This is a genomic window from Terriglobales bacterium (assembly GCA_035487355.1).
Lineage (GTDB): Bacteria > Acidobacteriota > Terriglobia > Terriglobales > Acidobacteriaceae > QIAW01.
On record DATHMF010000073.1, the window covers coordinates 12,956 to 38,993 of the forward strand.

Annotated in this window: 20 protein-coding genes; 13 read left to right on the top strand and 7 right to left on the bottom strand. The window is 54.5% G+C overall.

Annotation, left to right across the window (positions count from 1 at the left end; translation table 11 throughout):
* Positions 1 to 58: 58 nt before the first annotated feature.
* Positions 59 to 2,479, bottom strand: coding sequence for an Ig-like domain-containing protein (locus VK738_13140; GenBank protein ID HTD23596.1), 2,421 nt, complete (start codon positions 2,477 to 2,479; stop codon positions 59 to 61).
* Between the two features lie 441 nt (positions 2,480 to 2,920).
* Between VK738_13140 and VK738_13145 the strand changes: the two genes are divergently transcribed.
* Positions 2,921 to 4,138: a S41 family peptidase gene (locus tag VK738_13145; GenBank protein ID HTD23597.1), complete on the top strand. Its 1,218-nt coding sequence runs from the start codon at positions 2,921 to 2,923 to the stop codon at positions 4,136 to 4,138.
* Between the two features lie 197 nt (positions 4,139 to 4,335).
* On the opposite strand, the gene VK738_13150 is transcribed toward VK738_13145, so the two are convergent.
* On the bottom strand, positions 4,336 to 5,772 hold the full coding sequence (locus VK738_13150; GenBank protein HTD23598.1) for a glycosyltransferase: 1,437 nt from the start codon (positions 5,770 to 5,772) through the stop codon (positions 4,336 to 4,338).
* Positions 5,773 to 5,819: 47 nt separating this feature from the next.
* Positions 5,820 to 6,509 carry a DUF5752 family protein gene (locus VK738_13155; protein HTD23599.1) on the bottom strand — a complete coding sequence of 230 codons (690 nt, stop codon included), beginning with the start codon at positions 6,507 to 6,509 and terminating at the stop codon, positions 5,820 to 5,822.
* 303 nt (positions 6,510 to 6,812) lie between these two features.
* On the opposite strand from VK738_13155, the gene VK738_13160 reads away from it, so the two are divergent.
* From VK738_13160 to purH, 7 genes are all read left to right on the top strand, one after another.
* Positions 6,813 to 8,024 (top strand): cation:proton antiporter, encoded by a 1,212-nt coding sequence (locus VK738_13160; protein HTD23600.1) that lies wholly within the window; start codon positions 6,813 to 6,815, stop codon positions 8,022 to 8,024.
* A 374-nt stretch (positions 8,025 to 8,398) separates the two neighbouring features.
* Positions 8,399 to 9,145, top strand: a complete 747-nt coding sequence (gene fabG, locus VK738_13165) for a 3-oxoacyl-[acyl-carrier-protein] reductase (protein ID HTD23601.1) — start codon at positions 8,399 to 8,401, stop codon at positions 9,143 to 9,145.
* Between the two features lie 129 nt (positions 9,146 to 9,274).
* Entirely contained in the window at positions 9,275 to 9,754 is a 480-nt protein-coding gene (locus tag VK738_13170) for a GNAT family N-acetyltransferase (GenBank protein HTD23602.1), read from the top strand.
* A 168-nt stretch (positions 9,755 to 9,922) separates the two neighbouring features.
* Positions 9,923 to 10,276, top strand: a complete 354-nt coding sequence (locus VK738_13175) for a helix-turn-helix transcriptional regulator (protein ID HTD23603.1) — start codon at positions 9,923 to 9,925, stop codon at positions 10,274 to 10,276.
* A 101-nt stretch (positions 10,277 to 10,377) separates the two neighbouring features.
* The gene (locus VK738_13180) at positions 10,378 to 10,971 is read left to right on the top strand and encodes an MXAN_5187 C-terminal domain-containing protein (protein ID HTD23604.1); all 594 of its coding nucleotides are present in this window, start codon (positions 10,378 to 10,380) and stop codon (positions 10,969 to 10,971) included.
* A gap of 186 nt (positions 10,972 to 11,157) precedes the next feature.
* A complete protein-coding gene (locus tag VK738_13185) occupies positions 11,158 to 11,502 on the top strand; it encodes a four helix bundle protein (protein ID HTD23605.1) in 345 nt (114 codons plus the stop codon).
* Positions 11,503 to 11,627: 125 nt separating this feature from the next.
* Positions 11,628 to 13,172, top strand: coding sequence for a bifunctional phosphoribosylaminoimidazolecarboxamide formyltransferase/IMP cyclohydrolase (gene purH / locus VK738_13190; GenBank protein ID HTD23606.1), 1,545 nt, complete (start codon positions 11,628 to 11,630; stop codon positions 13,170 to 13,172).
* Between the two features lie 59 nt (positions 13,173 to 13,231).
* On the opposite strand, the gene VK738_13195 is transcribed toward purH, so the two are convergent.
* The 4 genes from VK738_13195 to VK738_13210 all read right to left on the bottom strand — a co-directional run bounded on the left by VK738_13195 (position 13,232) and on the right by VK738_13210 (position 17,162).
* The gene (locus VK738_13195) at positions 13,232 to 13,618 is read right to left on the bottom strand and encodes a hypothetical protein (protein HTD23607.1); all 387 of its coding nucleotides are present in this window, start codon (positions 13,616 to 13,618) and stop codon (positions 13,232 to 13,234) included.
* 276 nt (positions 13,619 to 13,894) lie between these two features.
* Positions 13,895 to 14,755 (bottom strand): formyltetrahydrofolate deformylase, encoded by an 861-nt coding sequence (purU, locus tag VK738_13200; protein ID HTD23608.1) that lies wholly within the window; start codon positions 14,753 to 14,755, stop codon positions 13,895 to 13,897.
* A gap of 309 nt (positions 14,756 to 15,064) precedes the next feature.
* Complete coding sequence (locus tag VK738_13205; protein HTD23609.1) at positions 15,065 to 16,573, bottom strand: alkaline phosphatase family protein; 1,509 nt, start codon at positions 16,571 to 16,573, stop codon at positions 15,065 to 15,067.
* 256 nt (positions 16,574 to 16,829) lie between these two features.
* On the bottom strand, positions 16,830 to 17,162 hold the full coding sequence (locus VK738_13210; protein HTD23610.1) for a PilZ domain-containing protein: 333 nt from the start codon (positions 17,160 to 17,162) through the stop codon (positions 16,830 to 16,832).
* A gap of 183 nt (positions 17,163 to 17,345) precedes the next feature.
* Here VK738_13210 and VK738_13215 point away from each other — a divergent pair, with 183 nt between their 5' ends.
* The 5 genes from VK738_13215 to VK738_13235 all read left to right on the top strand — a co-directional run bounded on the left by VK738_13215 (position 17,346) and on the right by VK738_13235 (position 25,982).
* Entirely contained in the window at positions 17,346 to 17,795 is a 450-nt protein-coding gene (locus VK738_13215; GenBank protein HTD23611.1) for a hypothetical protein, read from the top strand.
* A 293-nt stretch (positions 17,796 to 18,088) separates the two neighbouring features.
* A complete protein-coding gene (locus VK738_13220) occupies positions 18,089 to 21,763 on the top strand; it encodes an Ig-like domain repeat protein (protein HTD23612.1) in 3,675 nt (1,224 codons plus the stop codon).
* Positions 21,764 to 21,872: 109 nt separating this feature from the next.
* Positions 21,873 to 22,526, top strand: coding sequence for a 16S rRNA (guanine(527)-N(7))-methyltransferase RsmG (rsmG, locus tag VK738_13225; protein ID HTD23613.1), 654 nt, complete (start codon positions 21,873 to 21,875; stop codon positions 22,524 to 22,526).
* A 780-nt stretch (positions 22,527 to 23,306) separates the two neighbouring features.
* Positions 23,307 to 24,149 carry a ParA family protein gene (locus tag VK738_13230; protein HTD23614.1) on the top strand — a complete coding sequence of 281 codons (843 nt, stop codon included), beginning with the start codon at positions 23,307 to 23,309 and terminating at the stop codon, positions 24,147 to 24,149.
* Between the two features lie 363 nt (positions 24,150 to 24,512).
* The gene (locus tag VK738_13235; protein ID HTD23615.1) at positions 24,513 to 25,982 is read left to right on the top strand and encodes a hypothetical protein; all 1,470 of its coding nucleotides are present in this window, start codon (positions 24,513 to 24,515) and stop codon (positions 25,980 to 25,982) included.
* Positions 25,983 to 26,038 lie beyond the last annotated feature (56 nt).

The window sequence follows — 26,038 nt, forward strand, 5'->3', positions numbered from 1 at the left end:
CACTTTCTAAAATTAAACCGCAGAGGGCGCGGAGGAACGCAGAGGCTTTTTGCAGAGCCTAGCGTGGTCTGGGGGTGTGATTCATCACGCTGGGCGCGGATGAGCTTTGTTGGAACGTGGCATCGCCAAAGTAAGTCGCAACAATATTGTGCTTACCGAGGCCAACCTGTAAGGGTTCAAACATGACGACCTGTGTACTGCCGGTTTGGGGAAGGCTGACGTTAGGACCAAGCGGCACGCCATTATCTACGAGCGCCACGTTTCCGCTCGGTATTCCGGAGGCGGTTGAAACCGTTACGGTCATGGTGATGGTCTGTTTCAGGTGCACTTTGCCGAGCTCCTGCCCCGGAGTCCGGTTGGCTACGGCAACGTTCGAGATGGTCGTCGTGGTAGCCGTTGAGCCGCTGCCGTATATGAATTGATTCAATACGGGCGAAGTGCTCGGGCTGAAGTTTGTATCCCCACTATAGACGGCTGTGATGCTGTGTGTCCCCGGCGATAACGATGTAATCGGGGGTGACGCCGCTGTGCCACTGCTCAACGTTACTGGAGAACCCAGGTTGGCCACCCCATCCTTGAACTGCACTGTGCCGGTTGGCGTGCCTACACCGAGGGCGACTGCCGCTACCGTTGCTGTGAACGTGGTTGACTGTCCGAACACCAAAGGATTCGCTGAAGAAGTCAGCGCCGTCGTGCTGCGGGCCCGGTTCACCACCTGTGGATTCGTATTCAGCGATCCGGTGCTGCCGGTAAAATTCGCATTGCCGCCGTACACCGCATTGATCATATGATTGCCGATCGCCAGGGCAGAGGTGGTGAAGGTTGAGACTCCGTTACTGTTGAGCGCGACTGTGCCCAGAGCTGTGGTGGAATCGTTGAAGGTGACGCTCCCCGATGGGATGCCACTGCTGGTCACCGTCGCAGTAAATGTGACAGGTTCACCGAAGTTGGAGGGATTGTTCGATGACGTTAGGGTGGTTGTTGTAGGACAGTTTAGTGTGCATACGATTCCGCCGGCGCCGACTAATATCAAGTCAACGTTGGAAATGCCCAGATTATTGGTGGTATCGGCGGTCTTGAACTGAATTGTGTTCGTGCCTGGTTGCACCTCAGACAGCGGCACCGGCACTGAGATCGTCTTGGAACCACAGGATACGAAGCCACCCTGTGAGAAACAGGCGCCGAAGGGCCAGGGCTGATCATGCCAGACGCCAGTGTTCACGCGATAACTCAAGGTGATGGGGTTATCGGTGGAATAATTGAAGGTCAGAATGGCGGCGGCTGCTTTATCGATGTTGTAAACGCCCGACACCATGAGGGTGAGCGGCGGACCGCCAGGCGAAAGCGGCCAACCCAGGTTGAGCAACCCAGGATATCCAGGACCAACGAGCGAGAGCCGGTCCAGAACATCAAAGGCGAGATCGCGAGGCAGTATCGGGCCATCAAAGGCGAGATTGTCCCAGGTGAAGGTGTGGGTGCCCTGGTCGGGGCCGTCTTTGTCGCCGTTGTAGTGGACATCTTCCAGCCAAACCAAGCCACGGGTGAGCGTAAGGCTCATATTTGTAATGACCGCAATCTTCTTCAGAGGACCGGCCGCGCCGGCATCAACGCCGTAGACATCAATTTCATTCTGCGAGACACGCAGCTCGAAGTGATTCATGTCTCCCGGTCCGGATGACGCCTTCACACAACCGACGACCTGTACCGAGATCGGGCCCGGGGTGACATCTGTGAAAGAATCGTTCGTGGCATAGTTGTTGATGACATCTGCTGAACCGACCGAGATGACCGAGACGCTGATCGGATACTCCGGACAGGCAGGCCGGATGCCACAGCCGGGATCCCCGAACGCTGGACAGAAGGCGTCAAAGCGAACGCCAAAACCATCCTTAGGGACCTCTTGCAACGAGCTGAAGTGAGTGAAGGGCGCCGGCATAGGCTTATCGGTGTACCAGAACTCCGGCCAGGCGCGATGGGCGCCGTGGCTGTCGTCGCTCACGTCAAAGGCGACGGTGCCGGTGCGCCCGGCGATGTCGAAGGGCTGCTTGGGATACATGGCCAGCGAGGTCACGCCGTGCTGATCGGTCTGCGCCTCGACGACCTGGCCGTTGCAGATGGCGACATCGTTGGGAGGTTGAACCGAAACACTCACCCCGCACTTCTGCATGATGGTCGGCGACGCATCGTAGTATTGGCCCTGCCCCGAGTTGACTCCTCCGAGCAGCCGGGAAACACCCCATACGGTGCCGTTCAGGTCTCCGGAGCGATTCCCGGTTCCGGCCGGCTGGTCGAAGGTGTCGCAGAATGCCGGGACCGCGCCCGGAGCGCTAAGGAATGAACATGCCGACGGCGAGGACGACTGCACTGGCTGGGTTTGTCCCGTCGAGACGGTGGGCCGCTGAGGCCCAACCTGCGCCAAGGCAGAAGGCAGTGCTGCAATTACTAGTGCGGTGAGTACCGCCCGAATCCATCTTCCCACGGGTATGCTCCAATTCTGTGATGTGGAACCGCGGGGGGAGCCAGCGATTACAGCCAACCACACCTTAGCTGAATACAGACAGGTAGTATTTGAGGCAAAGTTAAAGATGCTAAGAGGCACACATACTAAATGGAGCCATCTCAGCGGCAAACATTACGTTGGTTTCATTCTGTTGTGAATTAGGACGATGACTAAGTGGCCATGGCCAGGGGATTGCGAGTTTTGTCTTCAATCTGCCATCCAAACCCGATTATGAAACAGCCGTTTCGTTGCCCTTTGTGGTTAATCTTTTATGTTTTTCTGGGACATTTTTCATCCCAGCCCCCATCTAAATCCATCGTATAATGAGAAACATTAGGTTTACGCCAAATCCTGCCCCCAAACACTAACAGCGAAAGCACGGATCGAGCGTCTAACTATATCTAATCAGGAAATATCTACATGATGTCCACCCGAGTTAAAGCGGTTGTTATCGCAATATCAATTACTCTCGTCCTGTTCATGATTGCCGGCGGCCTCGGTGTCTACGCCTCTGCCGGAAAGAGCGAGGGAGCTTACCGAGAACTGGGCGTTTACAGCGAGGTGCTCTCGCGCATCCGCAGCGAGTATGTGGAAGAGCCCAACATGCCGGCCGTGACCGATGGCGCGCTGCATGGGCTGCTGGAATCGCTCGATCCCAACTCCAGCTATCTCTCGCCCGAAGAATATAAGAAGTACAAGGTGCACAAATCAGATGGCAAAGCCGATATTGGCGCCATCGTTTCCAAGCGCTTTGGTTATGCTGCCATCGTTGCCATCATTCCCGGCGGCCCCTGCGACAAAGCCGGCATTGAGAACGGAGACATTCTGGAAGCCATCGAGGGTAAGAGTACACGCGAGCTCTCCCTGGCCGAGATTCATGACATGCTTTCCGGCACGCCCGGCTCCAATATCAATTTTTCAGTGGTTCGCGCCCGCCGCGCCGAGCCGCAAAAGATCACTGTAGTTCGCGACGTGGTCAGCATTCCCGCCACAGAAGACAAGATGCTCGAAGCGGGTGTGGGTTATGTTAAGGTAGATGCCCTCAACAAGGGCAAAGCGCAGGAAGTTGCCGCCAAGGTCAAAGAGCTGCAGCACAACGGCGCGAAAAAGTTGATTCTCGATCTGCGCAATGTTGCCGAAGGAGAGCCCTCGGAAGGGATCGCCGTCGCCAATTTATTCCTGAATCACGGCCTGATTACCTATCTCTCTGGCCAGAAATATGCGCGTGAAAGCTACAACGCAGATCCGCAGAAGGCAATTACAACTTTGCCCGTGGTGGTGCTGGTCAACCGCAGCACATTTGGCGCAGCCGAAATCGTAGCTGCCGCCGTTCTCGATAACGCCCGCGGCGACGTGCTGGGCGACAAGACTTTTGGTAACGGCTCGGTGCAGAAAGTCATCGAGATTCCTGATGGCTCCGCGCTGATTCTTTCTATCGCCAAGTACTACACGCCTTCAGGCAAGGCGATTGAAGACAATGCCGTGACCCCGAATATTCTGGTGGCTTCAGAACAGGATGCGCTTGTCCCCGAAGAAGAAGAAGCACCTGAGGGCGAACAAGCGAATAAACCCGAGCAGAAGAAAGAGGATGACCAACTGAAACGCGCAGTGGAAGTCCTCAAAAAGCACGCCTCGTAAGCATTAAGAGAGATGCCAGCAGAGCGTCTCCTGAAAATAAATCAAAGCCCGGCTGCGAGCCGGGCTTTTGTTTGCTCACCGCGGATTTTAATAAATGCAGTTCCAAAGAAAATCCTCTGCGTGCCTCAGCGCCCTCTGCGGTGAATACTAAAATCCGCGTGATCCGTGAAATCCGCGATAAGCAGTTGGAGTTGTTTTTACACCGGTCTCACTACACCCAGCAGTATCTGAAACAAAACCAGCCAGCGTCTGACGTTGGTGGTCATCAGGAAATTTTCTTTCACATGTTCGCGGCCGTTTTTGCCGAGCTGCTGGGCGAAATCAGGATGCGTCAGCAGATAACGAATCTGGTAGGCGCAGCCCTCGACCGAATGCACCAGCATGCCGGTGAGTTTGTGAATCACCTGCGTAGGAATTCCGCCAACGGCCCCGGCAATGGTCGGCTTGCCCTTCCACAGGGCTTCGGTCACGGTGAGGCCAAAGCCTTCTTTGAGTGACTTCTGGATAATGATGGTCGAGGCCTGCTGCAAAGCATTGATCTCCAGCGCCGACCAGGGCGGCAGATTCAGGATGATAATATCCGGATCGTCCCCGGCCGCTTCCGTCACTTCCGCCAGCACAGCCGCGCCTTCCGGGTCGTCGCTGGCGCCGCCGCCGGCCAGGACGAGCTGGCAATCCACATACTTCTTCGCCAGCTTGTAGGCCTGCACCACTCCCACAGGATCTTTCAGGCGATCAAAACGGGAAATCTGTGTAAGCACCGGCCGCGAGCGGTCAATGCCGAAATCCTCGCAGACCTTTTGTACAAACGCCTCCTCCACGGGTTTATTTTTTTCCGAAAGCGGGTCAATGCAGGGATAAAACAAATACTGCGGAATCGCGAGCTGCCGGGTAAACGCCGGAGAAGAAAAGATGGCGGCATCGTACTGCTCCACGAAGGGCTGCAAAAAATTCCACACCTGCGGGTGCGGATTGGAAAGATCAATGTGGCACCGCCAAATCCAGCGCCCACGCTCTCCCCGCGAGCGAATCAGCCCCACCGGCTGCGGATCGTGAATCACGAACAGATCTTCGTTAAACTGCATGCGCTGCCGGTTCTGTTCGTTATACATCAGAAAAAGATCGAGGATTTCTTTGGTGACGTTGAACTCTCCGCCGTGCAGCGCGTTGTGAAATCCTTTGGTGATTTCAAAGAAGTCGTTGCCCCCGGTGATGACCTCCCACTTGGTGTGGACCTCGAGTTCGTTCATCAGAGGGATAAGGCGGTTCAAAATTTCTGCCACGCCTCCGCCCACCGCCGTCGAGTTGACCATCTTTACGGTTTTGCCGAGCAAGGGTTGCGCCAAAAAATGCAGCTCATCAATGGCCGCCTTGCCAATGATGGGCTCGTAATCATTGAGTTCAGGTGGCGGCGGAGGCGGCGGAGGCGTCTCGCTCACCTTGTATTTCTTGCGGCGCTCCGGCCCCGGGGGAATGGCGATTCGATTGGGATCGCGCCGCTCTACAAAACCTGCGGCTTGCGCAGAGGGCGCTTCCGAGGACGTCTGCTGCTCGAGCGTCCCGGTTCCAACGCCTCCATCCTGTGGCACAACTTCCGGAGTTTGCGGAATTTGTTTGACAACCTTTTCTTTCATAGCCGTCGCCTCTGACAAAATCGTGCTTCTGCAATCGTCAATCGCACTTACAACGCCTGCTCAATGATTTTAAGAATTTGCCGCCGCACATCCTGCAAGGTGGCCGTGTAAATATCAATTCGGTTGACACGGTCGGCGAGCGGTTTTAGTCCCAACTCTTCTCCCAACCAGACGGAAAAATCATTGGAGTTTAACTTGATCCGCAGCCGCGCCTGGATAAAGTGGTAATGAATGCTGTTGATGCTGACCTGCTTCAACCCATCGGCGAACTCGGCCAGATTGCGGGCTACCAGCGGAGTGGGCACAACCACCGTATCACTGGCGCAGAAATAAAACGGTTCAAATGCCGTGCGGTCGCGGGCGCCCGGGTTCTTCTTCAGGTAATCTTCCATGATCTCGAGCAAGGTTTCGCGCAGCGATTTGATCGAGGTATATTCGCGCACGTCAATTCCGGCCAGCCGCTCCGCCAGTCCGATCTCATTACAGGCGGCGAACGCCCAGTGGGCAAAATCGTTGGAAAACCCTTCGCTGATGTAATGGTGCTCTTGCAAGGTCTGGAACATGTGCTGGAAGATGGAATCATCGGGGCAAGATGGCAAACATTCCGCCAGTTCGCCCAGCGTGGTGGCCTTCTGCCGGCCAATGCGCATCAGGTGCGCCGACGAATTGAAAAAGAAGGGTGAGCGCGCCTCCCGCAGCGCAGAAGGCGATTGCGTCAGGTTCTGAGTTGTGACCACGGAAGCCGAATCCTCCTCGCAAAATGGTACCGAAAGCACTTCGTAAGAGCTAGAGCTGGTTTCATCAATATCTTTGAATCTTTAGTGGAGCCCCTGCTCTATTGCCTCAGGGGCTGAAGTGGCCGACGAAGGACTACATTCTTAAGATGCTGTCTGCCCTCCTTCCCGTTGTAATCTCCCGCTTTTTTTCAACACCCACTTCCGATTTTTGTAGCCGGGGCGCTGAATTCACGGCAAAATCCTTACAAGTCGAAATGACCCAGATGACTGAGAACCGAGAACTGAGAACCGAGAACTGAAAGAATGCCCGCGCCCACCCCACTGCTTTTCGACCTCTTTGTCATCTTCGCCGTTACGAAGTGTTTTGGTGAAATCTTCGAGCGTCTTTCTTTGCCGGCTGTTCTAGGAGAAATTCTTGCCGGGATTGTCTTTGGCCCCTACGCGTTAGGTGTCATCCGCCCCAGCGCCACCGTGTACTCACTCGCCCAGGTCAGCGCGATTTTTCTTTTATTCATGGTGGGTCTGGAAACGTCGCCGAAGGAAATTATCAAGGTAGGCGGCAAAGCTCTTCAGGTGGCGATATCGGGTATGTTTGTTACCTTCGTGCTGGGCTTCGGATATCTGCTCTTGCGCCACCAGCCCGCCCACGAAGCCATGTTTTTGGCCACTGCCATGGTTGCCACCAGCGTAGGCATTACGGCGCGCGTGCTAGCTGATATGGGCTTGCTGCAAACTCCCTCGGCAAAAATCATTCTGAGCGCGGCGGTCTTTGACGATGTCCTGGGAATGGTCCTGCTTGCGTTGGTGATCGGAGTTGCCTCCCCGCAGGGAGTGAACTGGCTTTCCATCTCGATCCTGGCGGTTGAAGCCATCGGCTTTGCCCTTTTCATGATCTTTGTTGCGCCGCGGCTCATCCGCCATGTGTCTCATGGTTTGCGGCGCATGTCCACCCGCCATCCTCAACTGATAATAGCCTTGGGCATCTGTTTAGGTTTGAGTGTTGCTGCTGAAAAGATTGGTTTGGCCGCTATCATCGGGGCCTTCTTTGCCGGCCTGATCTTCGCGGAGTATGCGCAGGAGTGGAACCTGCGTCCTGGGGTAGGTGCCATCAGCGAATTTCTGACGCCGTATTTCTTTTTTACTTTGGGAGCCCAGCTCAACATTCATCTATTTACCGGATCGGTGCTAGTCGCCGCGCTGATCATCTCTGTTCTGGCCATCCTCTCCAAAGTTATAGGATGCGGACTGCCTGTACTCAAGCAAGGCCGTCACACCGCCCTGCAGGTCGGTGTAGGGATGACCCCCCGCGGCGAGATTGGACTCATCGTTTCGCTGATTGGCCTGCAGATGAAAGTGATCTCCGATTCTACCTATGCCGTCGTCGTCTTCATGACCGCCGCGACCATCCTGATCGCGCCGCCCCTGCTGCGCATCGTGTTTCACAAGGAACGCAAAGCCACCCAACAGCTCCCGATCGAAGGAGAGGACGAAACCGCCTCGTTCACACTGGAGTAATTCGCTGTGCGGCATAACCCGAACGACCATGAAATGATGGTACGATTTACGGAATAAGGAACGATCATGAACAGCCACAAAACCGATTTAATTCGCGCAGCAATCGAACGGATCAAACGCCTGTTCAAAAAAACCAGACGTGCCCGAGGATGATCCGTATGCCTACGTAACCGCACCTAAGAAACCCAGGCCACCTTATCGCAGCGCTGCTGCCGTAGCAGAGTTACCCGAAGACTAGCTGTGGTGCCCCTGACGTCGCGCTGGCTGTTGCGTGGGCATCTTTGCCACGCCTGTGTTGAATAAATTACTCCGCGTATCTCTGCGTCCTCTGTGGTCAAATTCTTTATAATGCTTCCTTCAAAGAAAGGAATTTGATGTCAGACCTCAAAGACCACGTTGCCCTCGTCACCGGCGCTTCGCAGGGCATCGGCCGTGCTTGCGCAATCGCGTTGGCCCGGGCAGGGGCCAAAGTTGCGCTGGCCGCGCGTAATGAAGAGAAACTCGCTCAGGTTGTAAGCGAGATCAAAGCCGCTGGCGGCGAAGCTGCCGCCTTCAAAATGGATGTCGCCAACGAAGATGAAATCAAGGCCGCTGCCAAAACCGCGATAGACCAATTTGGGAAAATTGATATTCTCGTTAACAACGCTGGCGTCACCCGCGATACTCTGCTTATGCGCATGAAGCGTGCCGACTGGGATTCGGTCATCGCCACCAATCTTACCGGGGCTCATCTCTGCATTCAGGCGGTCATTGGTTCCATGCTCAAGCAGCGCTGGGGACGCATTATTAACATCACCAGTGTCTTCGGACAAATGGGCCAGGCCGGCCAGGCCAACTACGCCGCCTCCAAAGCTGGCCTTATCGGGCTCACCATGGCCGTCGCCCGCGAGGTCGCCTCGCGCAACATTACGGTCAACGCCGTTGCTCCCGGCTTTATTGAGACGGCTATGACCGAGTCTCTCTCTCCCGAGCTGAAAGAAAGCGCCCTAAAGGTGATTCCGTTGGGCCGGGTTGGGAGCGACCAGGACGTCGCCAATGCCGTCCGCTTCCTTGCCTCTGATGCTGCCAGCTACATCACCGGCCACGTCTTGAACGTCAACGGTGGCATGCTGATGGGGTGAATTTAGGCCTCCGCGGTCCATTTTTAATCTGCGTTCATCCGCGGCAAGCCCCACGGCACGCCGGGGCAGGCGGGACAGGTCTGCGACGAAAAGATTTTTCCTTCGCGTCCTTTGTGTTTAAACTTATTCATGTCCTTGGAAATCCTGCAAGCGTCGTCGCCAGCGCATATCCAGACGGCCCGCGAGCTGTTCAACCAGTACGCTACCTCGCTGGATTTCGACCTGTGCTTCCAGAACTTTGAACAGGAGCTGGCTTCGCTGCCCGGCGACTACGCTCCGCCGGAAGGCCGGTTGCTTTTGGCCTTCTGGGAGGGAGAGCCTATCGGCTGCGGCGCTCTGCATAAATACGCTAAAGGTGACGATGCCGTCTGCGAGATGAAGCGTCTGTACGTCAAGCCCGAGAATCGTGGGTACGGCATTGGGATGGCGTTAGCTGATCGCCTGATCCGCGAGGCGCGGGAGATCGGATACCGCCGCATGCTCCTCGACACGATTCCCCAATCCATGGCCGCCGCCGTTAAAATGTATCGCGCCCTGGGATTTCGCGAGATCGCTTCCTACCGCCCCAATCCGGTGCCCGGCGCGATCTTTCTGGAGCTGCAGTTGTAAAACACGGCCGCACACGTCACATTTGGGTGTGATGGCATGGTCGTCTGCGGCCTGTAACCGCCTTGCTGCAAGGCTACCTATAAAATTTTTGTTCTTGCCAGAAAGCCTACTTATGGTTACTATTCACGCACTCCCCTGGTGACGCTCTAGTATCGTTATGAACTGTTTATGAATATCGGCGAGACCATCCGAAACTTCCGGCTTGAAAAGGGTATGTCCCAGGGGGACATAGAGAAGCGCACAGGTCTTTTGCGCTGCTATCTCTCCCGGGTGGAAAACGGCCATACCATCCCCTCGCTCGATACCCTGGCCAAGATTGCCGGTGCTATGGATGTTCCCCTGGCCCAATTTTTCGTGGAGCCCGTCGCCGAAAACGGTGCTCCAAAAACAGTTCCCCAACTGGGGGAAGAAGAAGTCCGCTTCCTGACCCAGATCCGTCGTTATTCGCCCAACCTGAATGAAAGCGACCGCAAGATCGTCCTCACCATGGTGAAAAAGCTTGCCGCCTCCGCAGGTAAGTAACAGGTCCGCTTGCAACTTGCACCTGTATTTTGTGGTATATATATCTCGCGCTCGTAGGAAAAGTGTGTGTTTGGGTGTACCCTCGGCCAGGGAGTTGAGTTGTGACCGTAGACGAAGAGCTGAATTTGCTGGAAGATAACATGCGCCGGCTCAAAGTCGAATATGACGTTTTTTTCGGCGGCGGCTCCAAGAAACCTCCAACCGATACCGAATGGCGGGTTCAGACGCTTATCAAGAAGTACTCCGACAGCGGCAAGATGAACTTTTCCCAGCGCTTCCGTTATAACAGCATTGCTCAAAAATATGCCGTATTCAGCGATCTTTGGCGCAAGAAGCTGAAGATCAAGGAAGAGGGCTACAGCCGTCCTCAGGACGCCGTTCTGGGCGTTCAAGGCGTGCGCACGGCGGAAGAGCATGCGGCTGCGGCTGCGCTGCAAATTGCCGCCAACAAAGCTTTTATCACGAGCTGTTCCAACGTCGAGGCCGATCACGAAAATGTTCAGGCCCTCTTCCAGGCCATGATGGAAGCCAAGAAAAGAGCTGGCGAGCAAAGCTCCGCAGGTTTTGATTCCTTCAAGTCCTTCCTGCAGAAGAAGACGGAACAAATCCGCAAAGAATACGGCTGCCATTCCGTGGAATACTCCGTCGAACTGGAAAACGGACAGGTCCGGCTCAAGGCCAAAGCCAAAGTCTGAAGGCAGCTCCAAGCTCTCAGCTCCAAGGGTTTCACCCCCTCACTCTTTTCAGCAGTTAAGCCAATCTGTGACCCGGGGGATAGAGAGCAAAACTCGCCTCTATCCTTATCCGAGGAAACTGATAATCTTAGTGCGCTAAAGGAAATGAAAAGGCTTTATGGCGGACTCTTATAGAGACCTGATTGCCTGGAAAAAAGGATGGCTTTTGTACGCGAAATTTATCGGCTCACAGCAACTTTTCCAAGAGAAGAAATGTTTGGGTTGACTTCTCAAATACGCCGAGCCTCGGTCTCAATTCCTTCTAATATTGCCGAAGGCAAAGGGCGCTATTCTCAGCGTGATTTTCTACATTTTCTGATGCAAGCCCGAGGCTCCGTCAATGAGGTTGAGACCCAGTTCTTGCTTGCCCAAGATCTCGGTTACTTACCAGACAAGCAGACTGATCAACTTCTGTCGCAATCGAAGGAACTCGGCAAGATTCTCAACGGTCTGATTTCCAGCCTGCGCAAAACCGCTGATCCCATAAACTAATCATTCTCCGGGCCCAAGCTTCGGACTTACCTTTGGAGCTTGGAGCTGAGAGCTTGGAGCTGGTTAGTTGTCTTATATAATTTCTAGTTCGGTGTCCCAACGGACACCTTCCCCTGGGGAGCACATTGAAAATTCAACGCGCCATTCTAAGTGTCACTGATAAAATCGGCCTGGTGGAGTTTGCCCGCGAGCTGGCCGCCCTGCATATCGAATTGGTTTCCACCGGCGGCACCTCCAAGTTGCTGCGCGACTCCGGTATTCCCGTTAAGGACATCTCTGAGCTCACCGGCTTTCCTGAAATTCTCGGCGGCCGGGTAAAGACCCTGCATCCCAAGGTGCACGGTGGCATTCTGCACCGCCGCGATAATCCTGATCATTGCGCCACTGTGACTGAGCACGGAATCCCTTGCATTGATATGGTTGTGGTCAACCTTTACGCCTTTGAGCAGACTGCCGCTAGGACGGGTGTGAACTTTGAAGAGCTGATCGAAAACATTGATATCGGTGGGCCTTCGATGATCCGCTCGGCCGCCAAGAACTTTGAGCATGTCGCAGTGGTGACCTCGGCGACCGATTACGCCGGTATAGCTGAAGAAATGAAGAAGTCGAGTGGCCAGCTCTCCACTGCTACCCGTTGGCGTCTGGCACAAAAGGCCTTCGCCACCACCGCCGCGTACGACTCCGCAATTGCTTCCACGCTGGAGCGCATCTCGCCGGAGTCCATGCATCCCAGCGAAGACTTTCCACAAACGCTGCGGGTTATCCTGCAAAAAGTTTTTGATTTGCGCTACGGCGAAAACCCTCACCAGCATGCCGCCTTGTATTCCGACGGCACCGGCAAGGGCGTAGCCGGCGGACGCCAACTGCAGGGCAAGGAGCTTTCCTACAACAACATCGTGGATATGCAGGCCGCCTGGGATTTGGCCCACGAGTTCAGCGCACCCGCGTGCGCCATCATCAAGCACACCAATCCCTGCGGCACCGCCACCGGAACCGATCTGGTGACCGCGTACAAGAAAGCTTTGGAAGCCGATCCCGTTTCAGCTTTTGGCGGCGTGATTGGTCTGAATCGCCCGGTGGATAAAGAAGCTGCGGAAGAAATCTGCAAGCTCTTTGTAGAAGTCATCGCCGCTCCTTCTTTTGATGAAGGTGCGCGCCAATGCTTTGCCGCTAAAAAGAACCTTCGTCTTGTAGAAATTACCCCCAAGGAGATGAGGTGCGTTCTGAAACACATCTCGGGCGGGGTCTTATTGCAGGATGTGGACCATCATCCCATCACAGCGTCGGATTTGAAAATAGTGACCAAACGTCATCCCACCGAAAAAGAAGTGCGCGCCATGTTGTTCGCCTGGAAAGTTTGCAAGCACGTGAAGTCCAACGCAATCGTGTATGCACTTGAAGGCCAGACTGTGGGTGTAGGTGCCGGCCAGATGAGTCGAATAGATTCTTGCAAGATTGGCGCGATGAAAGCAGTGCTTCCCCTGGCGGGAACAGTTGCCGCCTCCGATGCTTTTTTCCCTTTCCCCGATGGCGTAGAAGAAATTGCCAGGGCAGGCGCGACCGCAATCGTCCAGCCTGGAGGGTCCGTGCGCGACCACGAGGTCATCGAAGCCGCTGATCGGCTGGGCCTCGCCATGGTCTTCACCGGCGTGCGCCACTTCCGCCATTAAAAAAGCAAAGAGGGACGAAATTTTCGTCCCTCTTCTCCCCCTACCTCAACGAACCAAACTTATTTGCCGTGACGATCACGATGTACATCGTGCCAATCCTGACGCCGGTCGCGCCGATCAGCGTGAACGTCTTTTCTGTCATTGTGGATATCTTTCTTGTCGCCGCGGATGTCTTTGCGGTCGCCGGAAGCATCTTTGCAAGCTGCCTTGTTTCCGTCCTTGCAGGCCTCTTGATCTTTGCGAACATCGCGACGGTCCTTATTCAAATCGCGCTGGTCCTTGCGGATGTCTTTCCTGTCGTTGTGGATGTCTTTCGTATCTTTACGAGCGTCCTTACGATCGTTTTGGGTATCGGTAGTGCCTGTGGCAGCTTGCCCCCAGGCGTTGATTCCTAACGTTAATGCACCGGCCAATGTGAGCAGGGCCAGCTTGTTGATGCGTCGCATATTCTCTTTTCCTCCGTTTACGGTTGTGTCACCGTTCACTTGGTATGAACCCACAGCATTTGAAAAGTTGCGACCCAAAATGGGAGCAGCCAGCAGTCTCGTAGTTACTAAAGTACCTTTCCGTTTTTGGAATTGGATAGCTCAGGATGAGCGTAGATTCTGCGGCAGGAAAAGGACCCAGAAAAGAAAAAAGCTGATAGTTTGATTCGGAAGAAAAAAGTTTCTCGACAGCGAAACTTTTCTTTGCGCCAGGGTTCTATAGATGGAGAACCATTCCTAGTCGAAGACCACCGTCTTGTTCCCGTAGACCAGCACACGGTTTTCCAGGTGCCAGCGCACCGCGCGCGAGAGCACAATGCGTTCCACATCACCGCCTTTGCGGATGAGGTCTTCAAGCTGGTCGCGGTGCGAAACACGTATAAAATCCTGTTCGATGATGGGGCCTTCGTCCAGCGCCTCAGTAACGTAATGGCTGGTTGCGCCCAGTAGCTTCACGCCGCGCTCGTAGGAGCGGTGGTAGGGTTTGGCACCGGTAAACGCCGGCAAGAAGGAATGATGGATATTGATGATCCGGTTGGGGTAGTGGCCGATGAAATCTTTGGAGAGAATCTGCATGTAACGCGCCAGCACAATCAGTTCGATCTTCTCTTTCCGCAATAACTTCAGCGCTGTGCTTTCCGCCTTCTCGCGGTGGTCGTTTGCGTGCGGTATCTCATGGAAGGGAATGTGGTAAAACTCCGCCAGCCGCCGGGTATTAGGATGGTTGCTGATGATCAGCGGGATCTCACACGCCAGCTCGCCCATGTGGTGGCTGTACAGCAGGTCTGCCAGGCAGTGTCCCGATTTGGAAACCAAAATCGCAACCCGCGGACGGTGGCCAGAACGCGCCACCTGCCAGTGCATCTTGAATTTTTGGACTACTGGTGCAAAACGGGCGGCGAATTCATCCAGCTCGAAATCGAAGCCCTCCAGCTCCCACTCCACACGCATCATGAACATCCTGAGTTCGGGGTCCTGATGATCGTCGGCGTGCAGGATATTGCCGTTATGCTTGTAAATGAAGTTGGCAACCGCAGCCACTACCCCTTTTTGCTCTGGGCATTGCGTTAACAGGATTGCACTGTTCTTCGGGCTCATTTTGAACATCATCTTACAGGAACAGGTGCAAGCTGCAAGGTGCAAGGAAAATCTTACGACCGATTGATTTGTGATCGCTGCCTTAAGGGCTGATTGCTTTAAGAACTGGGAATCGAGAATTCCTAACGGCTGAGGACTGACACCTGCTGACTAAAGGAAAAAGCCCGCCCCGTCAGGAAGGGCGGGCCTGCGCACGTTAGGCGAAGGGAAGACCTAACGTAACATCTTTAGCATGTCCGCGTAGCAAGCTGGTTCCTCTGGCAACAGGTTCTGAGGCGCGTTCTTGCAGCTTGCAACTTGGAGCTATCGCTACTCATCGTCTCTGTCGTGTCTCACGACTTCGCCGGTCGCTGGATCAAGCCCCAGCTTTCTTGCGTGATCATCATCGTGATGGCGAAAATCAAACATGTTGAACAATGAGCCCGCACGCGCATCGAACGACTGATCGCCAATACGTCCCAGCTTCCAGTTGTCTTCGATCAGGCGCAGGATGGAGCTCTGGTCGCTGATGGAGTGGTCAACATAATTGACCTTGGCGAAGGGTGAAATGACCAGCAAGGGCAGCCGCGGACCGTATCCGCAACGGCCTTGGAACACGGATCCATCGGCGAAACCGCAGGTTCCGGGCCCCGTGAGTGCATCTGCACTGGTACTGGACTGGCTCACGATAGGCGACATCACGTGGTCATACCAGCCGTCGGAGTCGTCATACGCGATAATGACTGCCGTATGCTCCCACGCCTCCAGGCTCTGCAGATGGTTGATGGTCTCAACGATGAAGGTTTGCTCTGCCAGTGGATCGGAGTAGCCGGCGTGTCCATCCTGGAATCCACGTGCCTTCAGGAAGCTGACGGCGGGCAGATGTCCAGAGTCGGCCGCTGCCCAGAAGTCAACCAAGTCGTATTGATGATTGGCCTGATCGGTCTCGCCGATTTCTTCTACCGAACTCGGCGGCAGGTGGTGAGGATTGGAAGTAGAGAGGTAGTACTGGAAGGGCTCGTGGTGCGGGATATAGTCTTTCTTGGGGTTGCCATCGCTTCCAATGTGGAGTGTGTCGCAGTGCGCTTTACCCGCGACCACGCTGCTGGGACGGAAGCCGCCCTGGAACCATCCCCAGGTGATTCCCTTTGCGTTGAGCAGATCGCCAACGTTCTTGTTGGTATTCAACATGGCCACTGAGTCGCGGGTGGTGCAGTCGTCATAGAACGGTTGAGGATCACCGATAACGCTTCCACCGATGGTGTCAATTCCAGGGAGGGTTTCCACAACAACACCGTGCGTTTGTCCGGAAACCAGGTTCAATGCACCGGGAGTGGAAGGTCCAAACGTGGTGTTGTAGCTGTTGTCGCTCATGGCGAAGTGTTCCGCATAATTCCACAGCGCTGTGACCGTGTTTCCGTCAAAGTAGCCCATGACCTGCGATGGAGAGCAGCTCGTGCCCGCGCCGGTATGCTCGGGAAATTTATCCATCAGTCCGGCGTCGAAGGCCTTCTGTTCATCGGTGTAGTTGTGGTCCATGTCGCAGGTTGCTGCCTGGCTGCGATCCAGGCGGAAGGGTTGTGCTGAATTGGGATTGTGCATGAGCAGCCCGCCACTCAACAGCCCATTGACCGCTGGCGGCGGATTCTTGGCCCAAGCTGTGAAGTTTGGCTCACCGGCAGGGTTCAACGCATGCGGATAGGTCGCAAAATAATGATCAAACGAGACGTTTTCCTGGAAGATCACGACTACGTGCCGGATCGGGGTCAAAGTACCCTGGGCTTGGGCAAACTGGGGCAAGCTCCACAGGATGGCCGTGGCCAGGAGAAGAAGAAGCACTCTGCTACAAGTCACGTTTTTTAGAACAGAAGAGACAGGCCTCTGGGACAACATACTTTTCCTCCACAAGAATTTTGGTTGGAACAAGTTTTGGTGAAGCGCAAGGTTCCGATTTGCGCGTATTCGAAATCCGAGTACGGCAAGATGCTACGGTTCTTGTGTTTCCGGAATGTTCTTAGGAGATTAAATTTCTGTTAAACCTGAGGTAGGGGGTTAAAGCTGGAGAGACTCGGAACCGGGAACTGGGCAACTGCGGTTACGGCTTAGACCCTTCCGCCATGCAGGCAACGCGGATCTTCTCCCGGTCGGCGTCGCCAAGCTCTGAAAACTCAAACACATAGCGGAAACCGGTGCGGCTGCGCACCAAAGCCTTGGCCTTGATGATGTCGCTGCTGTTGGGAAGCGTGAACCTGATTTGTGCCATGTCTTTCAGCTTTAGATTCGCCGGGAGAAATAATCCAATACCGTTCGGACTGACCGTACCCACCCGCGAATCGCCGAGGAACTCTTTATTATTGATGGCCAGGCCTACAACCTTCACGTCCAGCTTAAAGGCAAGCCATCTTTGTGTTTCCTGTCCTGGATCCATTGCTGTCTATCCTTAAAATAAAGCCCCTGAGCGAGAGCAAACTCTATATTAATGAAATTGACCGGGAATTTCTATGGAACTGTAAGCATGCGAACACTTGCCCAAGAGCACGAACTGGCGCATGATTATCGCTTCAGTTTGGAGTCAGTTGGGAGAGGGTAAGGAAAGAAAGGAAAGATTGCCATGTCGGAGTGGTCCAAAGACGCAGCACGAAAGTTCAACGAGCAGCAGGAAATTAAGCGGCACAACGCCGCCAAAATAGTGCAGGATAAACAAAGCCTGGATGACTTGTCGGTTTATACGTGGGACCTTCTCACAGCTACTTTGTTGTCGAAATGTGCTGAATTTAACACCGAGCAAGGAAACAATACTGTTCTTGTGTTCGACAAGACCCTTGGGAATACGCTGAGAATCAGCCGCAAAGATAACACCGAAACTTTGATTGTAGAATTTGATTCCTCGCTTCATACCATCAAGTTAAGCGGTGAAAATGGATTGGCTTATCAGCAGGATATCAATATGAAATTGAATTGGAACAGCACTCAAGTTTCTTTATCGAACAAGTCTGGACACAGTTTTTTGCCCGAGGATCTCGCCAACGAAGCCCTGGGTGCTTTGCTGCACATCCACTGAGACAGTTTTTATTAAAGTAGCCGTGGAAGTTTCACGACGCGAAATTAAGAGGTTTATCCTAGGTATTTAGGACGGCCGAAATTTTATAAACTATTTATCACTCTTTTCTCGACGTATCCCTGCTTTGTTGATATTCTTACAGTTTCCCCCCGAGATTCTGTGGCCAAATCCCATCGCTTGAAGCGAGGGATTGAGTCGCTGTGTTTTTGGCAGCGAGCCGTTGGCCGTGTATCTTGAGCGCCCGCCCAGATTCGGGTAACTCTCCCGGCGCTAATTTGAGGAGCCCTGTGTGCATGCGTGAACTTTGGAGCCCCAACTTCTGGCGGCGAGATTCGCCCAGACGGCGATTTCCGTCTCTTCTCTCCACTACAGTCGTATTGCTGTGCCTGGCGGCTATCCCCGTTTGTGGAGAAACCGTGACCGCCACAGTCAACGTCGGGACGGCGCCTGACGCGGTGGCCTTGAACCCGGTGACCAACAAGATCTACATAGCTAACGCCAGCAGCAACAACGTGACCGTGATAGACGGCGCCACCAACACAATCACGACGGTCGGCACCGGGACTACTCCGAAGGCCATCGCCCTGAACCCGGTCACCAACAAAATCTATGTGGCCGACAGCGGCAACAACAAGGTAACTGTAATTAACGGCGCGGACAACAGCACCGTCACGGTGGACGTGGGAACCAATCCCTCGGCCATCGCCGTCAATCCGGTGAGCAACCAGATCTACGTGGTCAACTCCGGTAGCAATAACGTGAGCGTGATTGATGGGGGCAGTAATACGGTCGCTGCTACCGTCAGCGTAGGGACCGCGCCTAATGCCGTGGCCGTCAACCCGGTCACCAACAAAATCTATGTAACCAACAACAGCAGCAATACCGTCACTGTAATAGACGCAGGCAACAGCAATACCACCACGCCCGTGAGTGTAGGAACCAATCCTAGCGCCGTGGCTGTCAACCCTGTGACCAACCAGATTTATGTAGCCAACTTCGGTAGCGTCGGCAGCAACAGCGTGACCGTGATTGATGCGAACAACAGCAATGCTACAACCCCGGTCAACGCAGGCTTCAACCCCAGCGCGCTGGCCATTAACCCCGTCACCAACCAGATTTATGTCGCTAATCCCACCAGCAACCACGTCACGATCATCAACGGGGTGAACAATGCCACAACACCGTTAACGGTCGGACTCCAACCGGTGGCCCTTGCCGTGAACCCGGTGACCAACAGGATCTACGTCGTTAACAAAAGCACCCTGAGCAGCATCTACACCCTCAGCATAATAGACGCGGCCAACAGCAACGCCATCACGACGGTTAACGTAGGAGCTACGCCGCTGGCTGTGGCCGTCAATGCTGTAACCAACAAGATCTATGCAGCCAACAACGGCGGCAACACCGTGACTGTCGTAGATGGGGCGACGAACGGCGCGGCGACTGTCAATGCGGGAACCAATCCCAATGCCGTAGCTGTGAATGCGGGGAGCAACAAGATCTACGTGGTCAATCAGAACAGCAATAATGTTACTGTCATAGACGGGGCCACGAACAGCCCCGCGACCGTCAGTGTGGGAACCAATCCCAATGCCGTAGCGGTGAATGCGATAAGCAACAAAATCTACGTGACCAACAACGGCGACAACACTGTGACGGTAATAGACGCGGCCAACAGCAATGCCACCACGACGGTCGCCACGGGTGTCGGTCCTGTTGCCGTGGCTGTGAATCCTGTGACCAACACGATCTACACGGCCAACAAGGGGGACAACACTGTGACCGTAATTGACGGGGCGGCGAACACGCCCACGACAGTTAACGTGGGCAACTTGCCCACGGCAGTGGCCGTGAATCCTGTCAGTAACAAGATCTACGTGACCAACAACGGCGACAACACTGTGACGGTAATAGACGCGGCCAACAGCAATGCCACCACGACAGTCAGCGTAGGAATGGCTCCTACTGCCCTGGCCGTCAATTCCGTGACCAACAAGATTTATGTGGCCAATAACAGCGACAACACCGTGACGTTAATAGATGCAGTCAACAGCAACGCGACCGCGTCAGTCAACGTCGGGGCTGCGCCCGTGGCTGTGGTGGTCAATCCCGTCGCCAACAAAATTTATGTGGTCAATCAGAACAGCAATGGCGTGAATGTAATTGATGGAGTTACGAACGGCACCGTGACTGTTAATGTAGGAACTAATCCTGATGCTGTAGCCGTGGATCCGGTGAGCAACAAGATCTACGTAACCAACAACGGCGATAACACTATGACCGTGATTGACGGGGCCACAAACACCGCCAGCACGGTCAATGCAGGAACCAATCCCAATGCCGTAGCCGTGAACCCGGTGAGCAACAAGACTTATGTTGCCAATAACGGCAGCGCCAACGTGACTGTGCTGACCGAGCAACAAGTCCTGCCCATTCCGCTGACCACCTCCATCACTCCGTCGGCGGGAAACCAATTGAATTTCACAACCAGCAGCTCCTACAACCCAACAGCGCCGGCGGTGCAGAACGTATATTTCCAGTTTGATACGTGGCAGGGGCCCTGGCTTAAGGCCTCTGGCTCAGCGCCCAATTTTACCGGTGCAGCTCCCGTGCCACTTCTGCCTGGTATCCACATCGTCTATGCTTACGCCACTGACGGGCAGTTTGCGGACTCCACGCAACCCGGCGGCAGCGGATTTGGCCAAAGCAGCCCCATCCCGGGTGCCATCGCGGCATATCTATTCGTGGTCGTGCCCGAGCCATCCATAACCAATCTTTCTTCCAGCACCAATCCTTCTGTATTTGGCCAGCCTTTAATTTTTACGGCTACAGTGACCTCAGGTTTTGGCATCCCCAGTGGCGTAGTAACATTCACGGACGATGTAACTACCCTGGGCACGGCCATGCTCGACAACTTCGGCCAAGCCACCTTTTCCACTTCTACGCTGACTCTGGGCTCGCACGCGATTCGGGCCACTTATGGCGGCAATGCCAGTTTTACGGGTAGCTTTGCTGCACTCAGCCAGACTGTGAATCGGGCTACGACCAGCCCCGTCGTGACTCTTACGAGTGGCCCTAATCCTTCTACCTATCCTCAGTCGTTGACCTTCACTGCCGTTGTTAATCCGCAATACACCGGCATTCCGACCGGCACAGTGAGCTTCCAGGACAATTTCCAGAACCAGACGTTCATCTTGAGCCCACCCATCGCACTGGATGGCTCTGCTCAAGCCAGCTTCACGACTGCCTCTCTGGCCGTAGGCACGCACAGCGTTACCGCCGTCTATGCCGGCGACCCTAACTTTATTCAGAATGCTTCGCCGGCCCTCGCGCAGGTAGTCATGGCTACAAGCAACACTACCGTGGCCTTGACAGCGGGCACAGATCCTTCCAGCTTCAGTCAGTCGCTGACCTTTACGGCCACTGTCAGCTCGTTCTTTGCTGGCACCCCAACCGGCACGCTGACATTCAAGGACGGAAACGCCATCCTCGGCTCAGGGACGCCGGCTGGTCCCGGGATCTGGACCTTCACGACCACAGCTCTCACCGCGGGTCCCCACGCGATCACTGCGGTCTACGGAGGGGATAGTACCTTTGCTTCCAGCACCTCGTCCGTCTTTAGCCAAGTCGTGGAGTCCAATGCCGGAGGCGCCAGCACCACCGCACTGACGGTGAATGGTGTAGGTGCGGCCACGATCTATTTTGGATTTGTGGCCGGAGCACCCTCACAGGCAAACTTCGTTGTCAATGTGACTGGCGGAACTGATACCGATTCGGTTGTGCTTTTGGAGGGGACCCGTCAAATTGGCCCTACACTCTCGCTGACTTCCGGGCAGGCCAGTTACACGGCCCAGCTCCCCGTTGGACAACACAATATCCAGGCTGTCTATATTGGCAACCTGACCGCATCAGGTAGTGTGTCGTCGGTTGTGACCGCTAACCGTTCCCCCCGGCCTAAGCCCAGATAGCATTGGCCGCGAGAATTTCGGTTCTGCAATAAACTGAGAACCAAACAACTGCTGTTAGAATCCGCGTGATCCGTGGAATCCGCGGTAAGTAGTGCCTTTCTGCTGCTCAATGGACATCACTTCTCACCTGACGCCCTTTCTCCCCCCTGCCGGGCTCACCCCGCTCCAGAGCGAGCAGGTCCGCGCCTATCTCGATCTCTTATTGAAGTGGAATGAAAAAACTAATCTCACCTCAGTGCGTAAGCCGGAAGAGATCGTCAGCCGCCACTTCGGTGAATCGTTTTTTCTTGCATCATCCCTTGCACAAGTCCGCACAGCGGCGGCAGCCTCGACCGAAAATCAATTCATTGACGTGGGCTCAGGCGCCGGATTCCCCGGCATCCCCCTGAAAATTTATTCTCCACACCTGCAGGGTACGCTGATCGAATCCCACAACAAAAAAGCGACTTTCCTGAAAGAAGTAATCCGCATTCTCAAATTGACAAACATCGCTGTCTTCAGCGGCCGCGCTGAAGAGTTGGCCCAGTCCGCGACAGGCCAGACCAGCCTGGTGACCTTGCGGGCCGTCGAACGCTTTGAATCTGTCCTGCCAGTCGCCGCCAAGCTGGTCGCGCAAAGCGGACTTTTAGCCTTGCTCATCGGCTCAGCCCAGATTGAAGCCGCTCACGAGCTCCTGCCGGCTTTTGCTTGGGATACGCCCCGTCCGCTTCCACTCTCCCACTCCCGCGTCCTCCTCATAGGAAAGTTGAGGATTGACAACTGAAGATTGCGCCAAGTAGTTCCCAACCGGATAAGAATCACGTTGATTAACAGGTGGAGTTTCGATGACGAATTATCCGCAATTCCCGACCTGAAAAGTTCGGATTTACAACCAAGGGAACGAAAACTGCCTACAACTGAGAGTTTGGAACTTGGAGCTAGATCAGTTACTGCCGAAATGCATACCCGTAGGTCCGTGTAGCTAAATCGTAAACAGGTGGGAGAGAAACCATTCTGCAGATTTATGAAAGAAAGAAAGTCCAGGCATGGTCGTGTATTTGAAGTCGTCAGTGGAGCCAAACCTCAAATTATGCTGTCTGGCCTCTAATTGCACTGCAATTTGTAGCGTGTGACTAAAAGCTTGGAACTTTGATAAAGAGAATCAAAATAGTAATAGTGGAATACACCCACAGTTTTTCTTCTGGATTCTTGTTCAAGGCCACGAATCTACCTGAAATGAACATTGCTGGTGGAGATTCGACGCTACTAGTACCTTACTAGTAAACATATAAGCTCACGCCTTGAAAGTGTTCCGCGCGGAACACTTTTCCCTTTTTCTCGGTGGACAAAAGAAAACCGCATTAGCCTCTGCGTTTTCTCTCGCGTTAAAGATTCTGGTTTCTCCGCGCCTCTACGTCTCCGCGGTTCATTCATCTCAAATCGTTCGTGGGGAAAACTGGCAACCTGTCCCAGCGTGCCGTGGACCGGGAACTGGCAACTGCTTTACTGTTCCACTTGCGCGATTACAAATTTTTCAATACCCTGCAATTCCAGCGGTCTATTCATGGGTAGGATCATTGCAGTAGCCAATCAGAAAGGTGGAGTCGGCAAGACCACCACCGCCATCAATCTGGCCGCTTCCTTTGCTGCCGCCGAAGTGCCGGTGTTGCTGGTAGATTGTGACCCGCAATCCAACTCCAGCAGTGGGCTGGGCTTTGCCAAAGATCCCGATCGCGTAAGCACCTACCATGTGCTGATGGGATTGGCCGATGCCCGCGAGGCCTTGCAGAAAGTTGATCCCGAGGGCCTCTGCGTAATTCCCGCGCATAAGAATCTTATCGGCGCCAATATCGAGTTGGTTCCACAAGAGCAACGTGAATTCCGCCTGCGCAAAGCGCTCGAAGGCATACGTCAGGATTTCGAGTTCATCATCCTCGATTGTCCTCCCGCCCTCGATCTGCTGACGCTTAACGCTCTGGTCGCAGCGGATTCCGTTTTGATTCCCATGCAGCCCGAGTACTTTGCTTTGGAAGGTGTCAGCGAACTTTTAGACACTATGGAGCGAGTCCGCCAGAATTTTAATCCCGAGCTTATGGTTGAGGGTGTAGTCCTGACCATGTATGACGAGCGCACCAACCTGGCGCAACAGGTGGCGGGCGAGTTGAAGAAGTTTTTCGGAGACCGGCTCTTGCGGACCTCCATTCCCCGCAACGTGCGCCTGGCCGAAGCTCCCAGCCACGGCAAACCCGTGCTCATCTATGACGTTCATTCCCGCGGAGCGGAATGCTACATCAAGCTTGCCAAAGAGATCATGTCCCGGATGCCCAAGCACCACCGGACTCCCAGCCGTGCGGAGCAGGTCATGGCCGAAGCCCCCGAACCCCTGGAAACTGGGACTGTAGACTAACCTCCCAAGAAATCCCAGAGTCTGAGGGCCAAAAAGTGTTCCGCGCGGAACACTTTTTTAACAAGGACTAGGGTTACCCCCGGCCCCCTTCACCCCTCCATAATGTTCTTTGAGGAACATTTTTGGCGCCTTTTACCCCCTTCTTCCGAACCGGCAAAGTGTTCCTTGAGAACACTTTTTGACTCGGAAGCTGGACTTTGGGAGCTCGCTTTTGAGTGTTCCTCGAGGAACATTTAGAGAGTTCGGTGCGCCAGCCTGAGGACTGCGGACTGACTGAAAAGTGTTCCGCGCGGAACACTTTATTGCCACAAAAGGTTCTCAGGACATCCGTTACAATTTCATGAGTTGTTAGGGGAAGACGAGATGAGGTTGTTTCGCCGCGGCCGTATTGAGCTTTCCGTCCTTCTAGGCTCGTGGCTTTTAGCTTTATCAGCGGCTTCACAAACGCCCAGCAACGCATCACCGAAACCACTTCCTGCCGGCGAGACCATAGACAGCGTGGCCTGTGCCAGTGATCCGGCGCAGAGCTATGCCCTGTATCTTCCTTCAAACTACACCCCGGCCAAGACCTGGCCGATTATCTATGCATTCGATCCGCTGGCTTACGGTAAGACTCCGGTCAAGCTTTACAAGGACGCCGCCGAAAAGTACGGCTTCATTGTGGCTGGCTCCAACAACTCCCGAAACTTCTCATCGGGAGAGACGACAAAAGCCATCTCCAGCATGTGGCAAGACACGCACGAACGGTTATCTCTCGACCCACACCGGATCTATGTAACCGGCTTTTCTGGTGGGGCGCGCGTTGCAACTTCCATGGCTCTGCGCTGTAGCCAGTGCGAGATCGCTGGGGTCATCTCGCACGGCGCTGGTTATCCCGCTTCTGTGGACGCCTCACAAAAGGGATCGTTTGTTTACTTCGTTGCGGTTGGAGACCAGGATTTTAATTGGCCCGAAATCATGGAACTAAGACGCAAGAAGGAAGAAGCCGGTGCTGGCTACAGGGTAAAAGTGTTCCCTGGGGAACACCAGTGGGCGCCGGCTGCGATGATTGAAGAAGCCACCGAGTGGATCCAGCTCAAGGCGATGCAAGCAGGTACGCAGCCTCGGGACGCGGCTTTCATTGACCGCTTGTTTGCACAGACCCGGCAGGAAGCAGAACAAGCAGAGCAACGGCACGACGCCATCGCCGAGCTTGCTGCCTATCGCTCTTTGGCTTCCGATTTCAATGAACTGAAAGATGTAAGTCAATACGCGGAGAAGCTGGCATCACTGAAGAAGTCGCCGGAGTTGAAGCAAGCGCTCAAGAAGGAGCAGGAAGAAATTGCCGAGCAGCAGTCCATCACTGAGGATATTTCCCAAAAAATTGTCAGTGTGGCTGATGCCGAGTTTGATCAGCAGCCGTCCCTTCGCAGCGTCATCCTTGACGGAATGGCCGCACTAAAAACTCAAGCGGCCCATGCACAAAGTGAAAAAAAGACTGAAGGAAAGAGTGAAGAAAAACGTCTCGTTGCGCTGCGGGCTTTCAATCAACTTTGGGCGCAGGGAGTTGAGGCGGGGCAGGCCCAACTGGAAAAGAAACGCTTCGCCCAGGCCGAATATTACTTTGAGCTGATGGGCGATATCAGCCCGGGGGAGCCATGGCCGGCCCTTTTGTTGGCGGAGACCGACGCCGCCAGAGGTGACAAAAAGCATGCCATCAAAGACCTGCGCGAGGCCGTCAAGCGCGGCCTGAAAAACCCCGACGCCATCGAGAAAGACACGAACTTGGAAAGCCTGCATTCAGACCTCGCGTTTCAGCAGCTCGTCGAAGAATTGCGGGCGGCCCACAAGTAGCTTGCCAGCCAGCACAAGATTACAAAGACAAACTCTGCAAAAGTGTTCCGCGCGGA

Excerpts from the sequence above, each read along its gene's own strand:
- fabG (HTD23601.1), top strand. The coding sequence starts at position 8,399 with ATGTCAGACCTCAAAGACCACGTTGCCCTCGTCACCGGCGCTTCGCAG.
- VK738_13235 (HTD23615.1), top strand. The coding sequence starts at position 24,513 with ATGAGGTTGTTTCGCCGCGGCCGTATTGAGCTTTCCGTCCTTCTAGGC.
- VK738_13175 (HTD23603.1), top strand. The coding sequence starts at position 9,923 with ATGAATATCGGCGAGACCATCCGAAACTTCCGGCTTGAAAAGGGTATG.
- VK738_13170 (HTD23602.1), top strand. The coding sequence starts at position 9,275 with ATGTCCTTGGAAATCCTGCAAGCGTCGTCGCCAGCGCATATCCAGACG.
- VK738_13230 (HTD23614.1), top strand. The coding sequence starts at position 23,307 with ATGGGTAGGATCATTGCAGTAGCCAATCAGAAAGGTGGAGTCGGCAAG.
- VK738_13195 (HTD23607.1), bottom strand. The coding sequence starts at position 13,618 with ATGCGACGCATCAACAAGCTGGCCCTGCTCACATTGGCCGGTGCATTA.
- purU (HTD23608.1), bottom strand. The coding sequence starts at position 14,755 with ATGAGCCCGAAGAACAGTGCAATCCTGTTAACGCAATGCCCAGAGCAA.
- VK738_13145 (HTD23597.1), top strand. The coding sequence starts at position 2,921 with ATGATGTCCACCCGAGTTAAAGCGGTTGTTATCGCAATATCAATTACT.
- VK738_13160 (HTD23600.1), top strand. The coding sequence starts at position 6,813 with ATGCCCGCGCCCACCCCACTGCTTTTCGACCTCTTTGTCATCTTCGCC.
- VK738_13220 (HTD23612.1), top strand. The coding sequence starts at position 18,089 with ATGCGTGAACTTTGGAGCCCCAACTTCTGGCGGCGAGATTCGCCCAGA.
- rsmG (HTD23613.1), top strand. The coding sequence starts at position 21,873 with ATGGACATCACTTCTCACCTGACGCCCTTTCTCCCCCCTGCCGGGCTC.
- VK738_13150 (HTD23598.1), bottom strand. The coding sequence starts at position 5,772 with ATGAAAGAAAAGGTTGTCAAACAAATTCCGCAAACTCCGGAAGTTGTG.
- VK738_13215 (HTD23611.1), top strand. The coding sequence starts at position 17,346 with ATGTCGGAGTGGTCCAAAGACGCAGCACGAAAGTTCAACGAGCAGCAG.
- VK738_13210 (HTD23610.1), bottom strand. The coding sequence starts at position 17,162 with ATGGATCCAGGACAGGAAACACAAAGATGGCTTGCCTTTAAGCTGGAC.